Source organism: Thalassovita aquimarina, assembly GCF_018219815.1.
GTDB lineage: Bacteria > Pseudomonadota > Alphaproteobacteria > Rhodobacterales > Rhodobacteraceae > Thalassobius > Thalassobius aquimarinus.
The window spans coordinates 17926-29911 of sequence record NZ_JADMKU010000019.1 but is presented as its reverse complement, the minus strand read 5'-3'; the positions used below and the strand labels follow the sequence as shown (position 1 = coordinate 29911).

Here is an 11986-nt window from a genome sequence, read left to right as displayed (position 1 = left end):
ATGCCCGATTTGCTGATCGAACTCTTTTCGGAAGAAATCCCCGCCCGTATGCAGGCGCGGGCGGCCGAGGACCTGAAGAAACGCGTCACCGACGGATTGGTCGAGGCCGGCCTGACCTATGCCGGCGCTGCCGCCTTTTCGACGCCGCGCCGTCTGACGCTGGCGCTGGAAGGGCTGTTGGACAAAAGCCCGACCGTGCGCGAGGAACGCAAGGGGCCGCGCGTTGATGCGCCGGAAAAGGCGATCGAGGGCTTCCTGCGTGGCGCGGGCGTCAGCCGCGACCAGCTGGAGGAACGCGACGACAAGAAGGGCAAGGTGTTCTTCGCCGTGATCGAACGCCCGGGCCGCCCCGCTTCGGAAATCGTGGCGGAGGTGCTGGAAAACACCATCCGCAACTTCCCCTGGCCGAAATCCATGCGGTGGGGCGCCGGGTCCCTGCGGTGGGTGCGGCCGCTGCATTCGATCCTGTGCATCCTGACCAATGATGCCGGCGAGGCCGAAGTGGTGCCGATGGATATCGACGGCATCAAATCGGGCAACATGACCGAAGGCCACCGTTTCATGGGCGCCGGCCGTTTCCCGGTCAGCGGGTTCGACGATTATGTTGCCAAGCTCAAGCGCGACCGGGTGATCCTCGATCCGGCCGAACGCGCCGATCACATCTGGCAGGACGCCACCAATCAGGCCTTCGCCTGCGGCTTGGAAGTGGTCGAGGATCGCGGATTGCTGACCGAGGTCGCCGGGCTGGTCGAATGGCCGGTGGTGCTGATGGGCGAGATCGGGGCCGAATTCCTCGACCTGCCGCCCGAGGTGCTGCAGACCTCGATGAAGGAACACCAGAAGTTTTTCAGCGTGAAGAACCCGAAGACGGGCCGGATCGAACGCTTCATCACCGTGGCGAACCGCGAAACCGCGGACCACGGTGCGACCATTCTGGCGGGCAACCAGAAAGTGCTGTCGGCGCGCCTGTCGGATGCGAAATTCTTCTGGGAAAACGATCTGCGCGTCGCCAAGTCGGGGATGCATCAGTGGACCGACCAGCTGACCAACGTCACCTTCCACAACAAGCTGGGCACGCAGGCCGCGCGGATCGACCGGATTGCCGCGCTGTCGCGCGAAATCGCGCCGGTGCTGGGCGTGGAACCCGACCTGGCCGAACAGGCGGCAAAGGTGGCCAAGGCCGATCTCAGTTCGGAAATGGTGTACGAATTCCCCGAACTGCAGGGGCTGATGGGCCGTTATTACGCCGAAGCGGCGGGGCTTCCGGCCGAAGTGGCCGCGGCCTGCGAAGAACACTATTCGCCGCTGGGGCCGTCCGACGACGTGCCGGCGGGGGACGTGTCCAAGGTCGTGGCGCTGGCCGACAAGCTGGATACGCTGACCGGGTTCTGGGCGATCGACGAGAAGCCCACAGGGTCGAAGGACCCCTTCGCGCTGCGCCGCGCCGCATTGGGCGTGATCCGCATCGTTCTGGCCGGTGACATTCGTGTCCACCTGGACCGGTTCATCGACAGCCAGTTGCTGAAGCACAAGATCAACCTGAACCATCTCGGTGCCAGCGAGGGCGAGATCGAGGCGCTGGAGGAAACGCTGGACGAAATCGCCGAACACGGCGTGTTCGGCGCCGCCTTCCATGCCGTGATCGAACGGCTCGAAGGCAAGGACGGCGCGCCCGATACCGGTGACGGATCGCTGCTGCGCACCGTGGGCGACGCGGTTCCGGACCTGTCCACAGATCTGCTGGCCTTCCTACATGACCGGCTGAAGGTCCACCTGCGTGATGAAGGCGTGCGGCACGACGTGATCGACGCCTGCCTCGGCATGCCGGGCGGCGACGACCTGACGCTTCTGGTCAAGCGCGCCCATGCCCTGGGTGGGTTCCTGAAAACCGATGACGGCGAAAACCTGCTGCAGGGGTTCAAGCGGGCCAACAACATTCTGACCCAGGCGGAAGAAAAAGACGGCGTCGAATACAGTTTCGGGGCGGATGTGAAATTCGCCGAAACCGACGAGGAAAAGGCGCTGTTCGCGGCGCTGGACCGGGCCCAGGCCGACATCACTCCGGCGATGCAGTCGGAAGATTTCGAAGCCGCGATGAGCGCAATGGCGGCCCTGCGCGCGCCGATCGATGCGTTCTTCGAAGCGGTGCAGGTCAATTCCGATAACGACGTCGTGCGCCGCAACCGGCTGAATCTGCTGGCGCGGATCAGGCAGATTTGCCTTGGCGTGGCCGACCTGACCCGGATCGAGGGCTGAATTTTCTGACGTGAAGTCATTCGGAAAGGCGGCCGGTTCCCGGCCGCCTTTGTGCATGTCGGGCTTGCCAAGGCCCGGTTCAGGGGTATTCTGCGGCAACCAACAGAAGGTGCCGCAGTGCAGCAAGATCCGGACATAACCTATATCACCCCCACCGCGCCGGTCGCCACCGCGACCCACGGGGGGCGCGCGAAATGCCTTCAGCGGCTGGTCCGGCTGGATCTTCCGGTGCCCAAGACCGTGGCGCTGAGCTTCGATGAGGTGCGCCGCATCGCCTCGGGCGAAACGCCGGACATGGCGGCGCTGATGGAACCGTTCGGCGATGCCGCGCTCTTGTGCGTGCGGCCGTCGTCGGAAGACCCCGATTGGGGCGGGCCGGGGGCGGTTCTGAATATCGGCATCAACGACGCGCGGTTCATCGATCTGTGCGATCAGTTGGGCCGCGAGGCCGCCACCGCGATGTATCTGCGCTTCGTCCAGGCCTATGCGATCCACGTGGCGCGGCTTGACCCGGATATGTTCGACCATATCAACCAGGACGATCCCGATTGCCTGACCGAGGTATTGCGCGCCTACGAGGAGGAAACCGAGGAGGAATTCCCGCAGGACCCGGCGGTGCAACTGCTGGAAGTGCTGCGCTCGATGGCGCGGGCCTGGGGCGGCACCACCGCGCGTCTGTTGCGGCAGGCCAAGGGCGCGCCCGCCGATGCCGGTTTGGGCCTTGTGGTGCAGGAAATGGCCCCCAGCATGGGCAAGGGCGAATGCGGCTCGGGGGTGATCCAGCTGGTCAATTCCAAGACCGGCGAGCGCAAGATCACCGGCCGGTACCTGTCGCAGTCGCAGGGGCGCGACGCGCTGGCGCGGCAATCGGCGGCGCTTTACCTCGAACGCGATCCGCGCGGGCCGTCGCTGCAGGAACTGGCGCCGGAAGCCTTCGACCAGCTGATCGAATACACCCGGATGATGCGGGTGCGCCTGCGCGAGGAAATGCAGACCGAATTCACCATCGAGAACGGCAATCTTCACGTCCTCGACGGTGTGCGGGTTGCGCGCAGCGCCCATGCCGCGATCCGCATCGCGGTGTCGCTGGCCGATGACGGCGTCATCCCGCGCGAAGAGGCGCTGACCCGGATCGATCCCCGCGCGATCAACGAATTGCTGCACCGGCAGGTCGACCCGGACGCGCCGCGCGACGTACTGGCCACCGGTATTGCGGCCAGCCCCGGCGCGGCCAGCGGCCGGATCGTGTTTTCCGCCGCCGAAGCACAGGCCAGCGCGGCGCGCGGCGAACCCTGCGTTCTGGTGCGCCGCGAAACCAGCCCCGAGGATATCCGCGGCATGCATGCCGCCACCGCCGTACTGACCGAACGCGGCGGCATGACCAGCCACGCTGCGGTGATCGGGCGCGGCATGGGGTTGCCCTGTGTCGTGGGGGCGTCTTCGATCAAGTTCCACCTGCGGCGCAAGACGCTGAAAACCGCTGATGGCCGGGAATTGCGTGCCGGTGACATCGTGACCGTCGATGGCACCAACGGCGAAGTTCTTGCCGGTGAGCCGCCGCTGCTGAAGGCGGAACAGGACGACGCTTTCCAAACCCTGATGACATGGGCCGACGAGGTGCGCGATATTGGCGTGCGGGCCAATGCCGACACGCCCGCCGACGCGCAGACGGCGCGGAATTTCAAGGCGCAGGGGATCGGGCTGTGCCGCACCGAACACATGTTCTTCGAAGGCGACCGGCTGACGGTGATGCGCGAAATGATCTTCGCCGATTCCGTCAAGGACCGCGAAGCGGCGCTGGAACGCCTGTTGCCGATGCAGCGGGCCGATTTCATCGAACTGTTCCGTATCATGCAGGGGCAACCGGTTTGCATCCGCCTGTTCGATCCGCCGTTGCACGAATTCCTGCCGCATGACCGGGCCGGCCACCGCGAACTGGCCGAGGCGCTGGACCTGCCGCTGTCGGACGTGACCCGCCGGGTCGAGCAACTGAGCGAATACAACCCGATGCTGGGGATGCGCGGCGTGCGGCTGGGCATAACGGTGCCGGAAATCTACGATATGCAGGCGCGCGCGATCTTCGAGGCGACGATCGAGGCCAGCCGCGACGGCGATCCGGTGGTGCCCGAAATCATGATCCCGCTGGTCAGCGCCAAGCGCGAGGTCGAACTGGTCAAGACCCGGGTCGATGCGGTCGCCGCGGCGGTGCGCACCGAAAAGGGCCGCGATTTCACCTATCGGCTGGGCGTGATGGTGGAAACGCCGCGCGCCGCGCTGCGGGCGGGTGAAATCGCACCGCATGCGGCGTTCCTGTCCTTCGGCACCAACGATCTGACGCAGATGACCTATGGGTTGTCGCGCGACGATGCGGGCCGGTTCATGTCGACCTATGTGCAGCAGGGCGTTTTCCCCGAAGATCCGTTCCACGATCTTGATACCGAAGGGGTGGGGGAGTTGTTGCAGATCGGGGCGCAGCGCGGGCGCGACGCGCGGCCGGACCTGGTGTTGTCGATCTGCGGCGAACACGGCGGCAGCCCCGAATCGATCGCCTTCTGCCGCGCCGCCGGGTTCAATTACGTGTCCTGTTCACCGTTCCGGGTGCCGGTCGCTCGGCTGGCGGCCGCGCAGCTGGCCGTGCAGGAGAAATTCGGAGTGCTCCCGGGTAAGCCGCTGAAAGATCTATAAATAATTCATAATTTTTAGACTTGTTTTGTGAAAGCCGTTTCTTTAACGTTGCGTCTTTCTTGCCGGTGTCTAGACTAAAGTATGTTTTTTTAATATGTGACCGCCTGTTCACGGGCCCAGACGGGTTTTCGCCGCAAGGAGAACAGGACTATGCACAAAATTTTGGCATTCATCATGGCTGCCGCTCTGGCGGTTCCGGCCATGGCAGACACTCAGGTCGATCAGGTGCTGAAGCAGGAAAAGCGTGGTCTGTTCGGCTTGCGCGGGGCGAAGCTGGGGAATCTGTTCAGCCCCTCGAAGAAAAAGACCAAGATCGCCTATACCCGCGGCTTCATTGACGGGCTGCCCGAAGCCAAGGGCGGCGAGGAATGGCAGTGCCTGTCCGAGGCGCTTTATTTCGAAGCGCGTGGCGAAAGCGTCAAGGGCCAGTTCGCCGTGGCCGAGGTGATCATGAACCGGGTCGACAGCCCGCTGTTTCCCAACACCGTCTGCGGCGTCGTCCATCAGGGCACCGGGCGCAAGTATCAGTGCCAGTTCACCTATACCTGTGACGGCTACAAAGAAGTCGTTGCCGAACACGATGCTTTCGACCGGGTCGCCAAGGTGGCCAAGCTGATGGTGAACGGCGCGCCGCGCGAACTGACCGATGGCGCCACCTATTACCACACCAAGGCGGTCAGCCCGCGCTGGTCGCGCAAGTTCGACCGGACCACGACGATCGGTGTGCATCATTTCTACCGTCCCCCCACCGAGATTTCGCAGAACTGATCGGTTTTCGTTTCCGGTGACGGATTTTGCCGGTCTTGTGCCGCATGTCGTATGTGGTCTAGGGAAAGGGCCGGTTAGGCTTGTCCCCTGACCCGCACGTTGACCGGAGACCGCGATGAGCAATGAAATCAAATGGGCCTTCGCCCACCCGTCGGAGCGTTCCGAAGGCACCGCGCCCGAAGGGCCGCTGGACCGGATTTCGTTGCGCGACCACATCGTCGACGTGGAAATCGGCGCCTTCCAGGCCGAACGCGGCACCACCCAGCGGGTCTGTTTCAACGTCGTGGTCGAAGTGCGCCCCCTGACCGGGCCGGTGGACGACGATGTCGATCGCATCCTGTCCTATGACAAGGTGACCGAGGCGATTGCCCATGAACTGGCCGCCGAGCGGCTGAACCTGCTGGAAACGCTGGCCGACCGGATTGCCCAGCGTATTCTGGCCGAACCGCAGGCGGAACGGGTTTTCGTGCGGATCGAAAAGCTCGATCGCGGCCCAGGGGCCTTGGGCGTGGAAATCGTCCGCTCCCGCGCGCCCGAAACCGTCGCGCCGGTGGAGGAAGAAAACCCGCATCCCCAGGTCGTCTATCTGTCGAATGCGGCGATCCAGTCGCCGCTGCTGACCAATTGGATCGACCAGCTGCATGATGAACACCGTCCCACGATCCTGTGTGTCGGCGCGCCCGATATGCCCGCCCCCGCCGCGGAACATCCGTTGGCGCAGCGGCGGATCGACCTGTTGGCGATCGAGCAAAACGCCTGGGTGCTGGCGGCGCGGGACAAGCGTTGCGTGGTGGTGAATTCGCGCACCGAACTGGACTGGTCGATGAAGAACGACCAGATCAGCGTCTGGGCGCCCTCGAAGATCGTGCTGGACGCCGTCGACGGCCCCTCGGCGCAGCCGGGGGATGGTTTAGCGCTGGTGCTGTGGTTCGCGCGCGAAATGCAGGCTGCCGACATGCTGGTGATCGGCGAAGACCTGCCCGACGCGCCCGACCTGCCGCTGCGCGCGGTGGCGGCGGATGTTCGCGTGCTCTGAGGCTTGTTTTTCACCGCTCTTTTGCGCATGTCAGGGCCATGACACATTATTATCGCCCGCTCGTCCAAACCGATCCCAACCGTCCCACGGACGCCCTGCCGCTGGCCGGGGGCTGGGCCTGGTTCAACGAGGTCGAAGTGTTGTCGCGCGACAGCGCGCCGCAAAGAGTATCGGCGCGGCAGGCCCCGGCAGAGGTTCTGGAGCGCCTGACCATGTCGCGCCCGAATATCGCGGGCCTGTCGATGGATCGGCCGCAGATCATGGGCATCCTGAACGTCACTCCCGACAGTTTTTCCGACGGCGGGCAGCATGACGCACCGGAAAAGGCGCTGCTTCATGCAAGGGCGATGTTGGGGCAGGGGGCCGACATCATCGATATCGGTGGGGAATCGACCCGCCCCGGCGCTGCCGAAGTGCCGGTGGATGAGGAAATCCGCCGCACCGCCCCGGTGATCGAAGCGATCAGGGGCGAAATGTCCGTGCCGATCTCCATCGACACCCGCAAGGAACCGGTGGCGCGCGCGGCGGTCAATGCCGGAGGCGACTTGGTCAACGACGTGGCCGGTTTCACCTTCGATCCTGGCCTCGCCCCCTATTGCGCCACCCATGGCCTGCCGGTCTGTGTCGTGCATGCGCAGGGCGACCCGGAAACGATGCAACAAGACCCGCGCTATGACGACGTGCTGCTGGACGTGTATGACTTCCTTGACGAACGGGTCGCGGCGCTGGAGGCCGCAGGTGTCGACCGGGCGCAGATCATGGTCGACCCCGGCATCGGTTTCGGCAAGACGGTGGAGCATAACCTGGCGCTGCTGAAAAGGATCGCTCTGTTCCATGCGCTTGGCTGTCCGATCCTTCTGGGCGTGTCGCGCAAGAAATTCATCGGCACGCTGGGCAACGCGCCCGAACCAGCCGACCGCGCCGCCGGATCGGTGGCGGTGGCCTTGGCGGCGGTTGCGCAGGGGGTGCAGGTTCTGCGCGTGCACGACGTGTTCGAGACCCGCTCGGCGCTGAACCTTTGGCAAGCGGTGCGCGGCTAACCTGACCGGCAAAAAACCATGCCCGGAACAAGGCCGAAGGCCGCCGGGCCAGCGCCAGTCCGCGTACTGGCGCTTGTCCGGCTTGCGCTATCCGCAACGAAAAAAGCCCCCGGCGAACCGGGGGCTTTGTAAAGCATCTGCAACGACGCTTAGTTCTTTTCCTTGTCCACCATCTTGCCGGCGGCGATCCAGGGCATCATCGCGCGCAGCTTGGCGCCGACTTCCTCGACCATGTGTTCGTCGTTGATCCGGCGGGTGCCCTTGAAGAACGGCTGGCCAACGGCGTTTTCCTGCATGAAGTCACGCACGAACTTGCCGGTCTGGATGTCGGTCAGAACGCCTTTCATCCGCGCCTTGGTTTCGTCGTAGGGCAGGATGCGCGGGCCCGACACGTATTCGCCGTATTCGGCGGTGTTCGAGATCGAGTAGTTCATGTTGGCGATGCCGCCTTCATAGATCAGGTCGACGATCAGCTTCATTTCGTGCAGGCACTCGAAATAGGCCATTTCCGGCGCGTAACCGGCTTCGACCAGGGTTTCGAAACCCATCCGCATCAGTTCAACGACGCCGCCGCACAGAACGGCCTGTTCGCCGAACAGGTCGGTTTCGCACTCTTCGCGGAAGTTGGTTTCGATGATGCCCGAGCGGCCGCCACCGATGGCCGAGCAATAGGACAGGCCGATTTCCAGCGCCTTGCCCGACGCGTCGTTGTCAACGGCCACCAGGCAGGGCACGCCGCCGCCCTTGACGTATTCGCCGCGCACGGTGTGACCCGGGCCCTTCGGCGCCATCATGATGACGTCGACGCCGGCCTTCGGTTCGATCAGACCGAAATGCACGTTCAGGCCGTGGGCGAAGGCAATCGCTGCGCCTTCTTTCAGGTTGTCGTGGACGTACTTCTTGTAGGTTTCCGCCTGCAGTTCATCGGGCATGGTGAACATGATCAGGTCGCACCAGGCCGCCGCTTCGGCGATGCCCATGACCTGCAGCCCTTCAGCTTCGGCCTTCTTGGCCGAGGCCGAACCGTCGCGCAGGGCCACGACGATGTTCTTGGCGCCGCTGTCGCGCAGGTTCAGCGCGTGGGCGTGGCCTTGCGAGCCGTAGCCCAGGATGGCCACTTTCATGTCCTTGATCAGATTAATGTCGCAATCGCGGTCGTAGTAAACGCGCATGGGGCGCTCCTTCCTTTTGTCTCTGGCGGTGATCATACGTGCCGGAATTGGCAATGCGAGTGCGTTTGGTATAAAAATCCAACAAAAAACGCATTGGTCATTCTCCCAATTATCAGATATTGAAAAAATCATGCTTGATGACATCGATCGGCGCATCCTGCGCCACATGCAGAACGATCCGCAGCAATCGCTGCCCGATCTGGCCGACCGGATCGGCCTGACCGCATCGCGCCTGTCGCGGCGTCTGGACAAGCTGCGTGCAAGCGGTGTGCTGAAAGGCCAGCGCGCAGTGATCGACTGGCGTGCGCTCGGTTTCGAGGTCGAGGTCTCCCTGCGCGTCACGCTGGACAAGACCCAGACCCGTGCCTTCGACGAATTCATCGCCGCCGCCCGCGAAATCCCCGAGGTGATCGAGATCCAGACTTTCCTCGGCCGGGTCGATGTGCGCCTGTCGGTCATCGCCCGCGACATGGCCCATTATCAGGACATCTACCGCTCGCGCATCCTGACCCTGCCGCATATCGCCGATATCGAAACGCTGATGCATGTGGCGCGGATCAAGTCCGACGAAAGCCTGCCGATATGACGGAGCTGGACGACATCGACCGCAAGATCCTACGCGCGCTGGCCGAGGATGCGACCCAGAACGCCGGCGCCCTTGGCCGCCGCTTCGGCCTCAGCCAGCCCGCCACCTGGCGGCGCATCAAGCGGCTGCAGGACAGCGGCGTGATCGCCGGGCGCAAGCTCGATCTCGATCGCGAGAAACTGGGCTTTGGCGTCACCGTTTTCCTCGGCGTGAAACTGGCGACCAAGGGCCGCGTTTCCCTGGAAGATTTCGAACGCGCCGTGACAGCCATCCCCGAGGTGCAGACGGTCGAACACATTCTGGGGCTCTATGATTACCGGCTGCGCGTCACCGCCCGCGATATCGCCGATTTCGAGCGGGTGCTGCGGCGCCGGATCATGACCCTGCCGGGGGTGGGCGATGTCGAAGCCAACGTGCTGCTGAGCGAGGAACGCCGCCCCGGCCCGCTGGGCTGATTGCATACCGTCATAGACTTGGACAATCCCGCCAAACCGCGCTACCCAACGTAAAACCGAAATTGGGAGGCCCGCACATGACCGCTTTGCTCGATACCGTAGATCCTGATGGATTGCAGGAATTCTCCGTCGTCTTCACTGACCGCTCGCTCAATCACATGTCGGCGGCGTTCCAGCAGGTGATGCGCGACATCTCCGGCATGCTGAAAGAGGTCTATAACGCGCAAGGCGTGGCGCTGGTTCCCGGCGGCGGCACCTACGGCATGGAATCCGTCGCCCGCCAGTTCGGCCATGACGCCCATGCGATGATCGTGCGCAACGGCTGGTTCTCCTATCGCTGGAGCCAGATTTTCGAAGCGGGCGGATTCGCCGCGAAAACCACCGTGTTCAAGGCGCGCCAGACCGGCAACGGCATGCAGGCCCCCTTTGCGCCCGCCCCGATCGAGGAAGTCGTGGCGACGATCCTCGAGGCGAAACCGGACGTGGTTTTCGCCCCGCATGTGGAAACCTCGGCCGGGCTGATCCTGCCCGAAGACTACATCACCGCGCTGGCCGGTGCCGCGCATGAGGTCGGTGCGCTGATGGTTCTCGATTGCATCGCGTCGGGCTGCGTCTGGGTCGACATGGAAAAGACCGGTGTCGACGTGCTGATCTCGGCGCCGCAAAAGGGCTGGTCGGCCTCGCCCTCGGCCGGGTTGGTGATGATGTCGCAGCGCGCGCTGGACCGGCTGGACAAAACAGCTTCGGACAGTTTCGCGCTCGACCTGAAGAACTGGCGCGCGATCATGCAGGCCTATGAAGACGGCGGCCATGCCTACCACGCCACCATGCCCACCGATGCGCTGCGCGCCTTCCGCGACACCATGCTGGAAACCCAGCAATACGGCTTCGACAAGCTGCAGGAGGCGCAATGGGCGCTTGGCAACGGCGTGCGCCGGATGCTGGCCGACAAGGGCGTGACCTCGGTCGCCGCCGAAGGCTTCGGCGCGCCCGGCGTGGTGGTCAGCTATACCGACGATCCCGACATCCAGAACGGCAAGAAATTCGCCGCCGAGGGGATGCAGATCGCGGCCGGCGTGCCGCTTGCCTGCGACGAACCCGAAGGCTTCATGACCTTCCGGCTCGGGCTCTTTGGCCTCGACAAGCTTTACGATGTGGATGCAACTCTCGCCCGCCTGAAGGCGGCGCTCGACAAGGTGCTCTGAGCCCCGGCTATTCTCCTTTTTGAAAATATCCCGGGGGTGAATGCGTTGAAAATCTCATTGATTTTCGACGCAGAGGGGGCAGAGCCCCTTTCGTTACACTCTTGCCCTGCCGGGAATGGTAAAACCGGTCGCGGCACCGCAAATTGCGGGGCCGCGCCCTTTGAAACCGGGGCGCCATTGCCGTTTTCTTCACCGCCTTGGGACGCTGGTTCCGAACGGGCGGCGTGCGTTTTCGCAACCTTGTGAACCGACCAACTCATGGGAAAGGCGACGCGGGGACCGTCGCCGGTGCCGCACGGCTGCGGCAGTGTGAAACCCTTATGTGCCGCCGGGATGTTCCGCCGTTGGCTCCGAACAGGTTCGAACGCCGCAAATCCATTTAAAAGCACATGTCAAAATTGAATCTGAAAATAATATCCCACAAAAACGATATAATTCCAGTTTTGGTTAAAAGCACGCCGTTTCATGCCGTCTCCTAAGATGACAGTCCAAAGAGGAAACGCATCTAAACGAACCCAGACTGTAATCGAAACGAGAAGCCTGCGCTGAAACCTCTTGGCCTTTGGCCCTGTGAAGATAAGCCGCAAATCCGCATCCATGATCCCCCGGCGCCGCGCTAAGTGATCGAAATCGATCGCCATCTCGCGTTCCGGGGCGGGATGCGTTGACGGCCGGAATTCGTGCACGGCATCGCGAAACACGGCACGCTGTTCACGGTCTTTTCGAGACCGGGCGGTAACCCAGGAGCTCGCGGCAGGTCCCCAATCCTCTGAAGTGAAAGAA

Annotated in this window: 10 protein-coding genes; 8 read left to right on the top strand and 2 right to left on the bottom strand. The window is 63.5% G+C overall.

The features are described 5' to 3' along the window. The 5 genes from glyS to folP all read left to right on the top strand — a co-directional run bounded on the left by glyS (position 1) and on the right by folP (position 7785). Positions 1-2256 (top strand): glycine--tRNA ligase subunit beta, encoded by a 2256-nt coding sequence (gene glyS / locus IT775_RS17100; RefSeq protein ID WP_212702450.1) that lies wholly within the window; start codon positions 1-3, stop codon positions 2254-2256. Positions 2257-2373: 117 nt separating this feature from the next. Then, positions 2374-4941 carry a pyruvate, phosphate dikinase gene (ppdK, locus tag IT775_RS17095; RefSeq protein ID WP_212702449.1) on the top strand — a complete coding sequence of 856 codons (2568 nt, stop codon included), beginning with the start codon at positions 2374-2376 and terminating at the stop codon, positions 4939-4941. Between the two features lie 150 nt (positions 4942-5091). Continuing rightward, positions 5092-5709 carry a cell wall hydrolase gene (locus tag IT775_RS17090; protein ID WP_246525680.1) on the top strand — a complete coding sequence of 206 codons (618 nt, stop codon included), beginning with the start codon at positions 5092-5094 and terminating at the stop codon, positions 5707-5709. 115 nt (positions 5710-5824) lie between these two features. Next, entirely contained in the window at positions 5825-6745 is a 921-nt protein-coding gene (locus IT775_RS17085; protein ID WP_212702448.1) for a dihydroneopterin aldolase, read from the top strand. A gap of 38 nt (positions 6746-6783) precedes the next feature. Further along, entirely contained in the window at positions 6784-7785 is a 1002-nt protein-coding gene (folP, locus tag IT775_RS17080; RefSeq protein ID WP_212702447.1) for a dihydropteroate synthase, read from the top strand. Positions 7786-7934: 149 nt separating this feature from the next. On the opposite strand, the gene ilvC is transcribed toward folP, so the two are convergent. Further along, a complete protein-coding gene (gene ilvC, locus IT775_RS17075) occupies positions 7935-8957 on the bottom strand; it encodes a ketol-acid reductoisomerase (protein WP_212702446.1) in 1023 nt (340 codons plus the stop codon). 130 nt (positions 8958-9087) lie between these two features. Between ilvC and IT775_RS17070 the strand changes: the two genes are divergently transcribed. The 3 genes from IT775_RS17070 to IT775_RS17060 all read left to right on the top strand — a co-directional run bounded on the left by IT775_RS17070 (position 9088) and on the right by IT775_RS17060 (position 11203). Continuing rightward, entirely contained in the window at positions 9088-9543 is a 456-nt protein-coding gene (locus IT775_RS17070) for an Lrp/AsnC family transcriptional regulator (RefSeq protein WP_212702445.1), read from the top strand. Beyond that, positions 9540-9998, top strand: a complete 459-nt coding sequence (locus IT775_RS17065) for an Lrp/AsnC family transcriptional regulator (RefSeq protein ID WP_212702444.1) — start codon at positions 9540-9542, stop codon at positions 9996-9998. The genes IT775_RS17070 and IT775_RS17065 overlap by 4 nt, the downstream gene beginning before the upstream one ends. A 77-nt stretch (positions 9999-10075) precedes the next feature. Then, a complete protein-coding gene (locus tag IT775_RS17060; RefSeq protein ID WP_212702443.1) occupies positions 10076-11203 on the top strand; it encodes an aminotransferase class V-fold PLP-dependent enzyme in 1128 nt (375 codons plus the stop codon). A gap of 392 nt (positions 11204-11595) precedes the next feature. Here IT775_RS17060 and IT775_RS17055 read toward each other — a convergent pair whose 3' ends face one another. Continuing rightward, a complete protein-coding gene (locus IT775_RS17055; protein ID WP_212702442.1) occupies positions 11596-11844 on the bottom strand; it encodes a hypothetical protein in 249 nt (82 codons plus the stop codon). Positions 11845-11986: the final 142 nt, after the last annotated feature.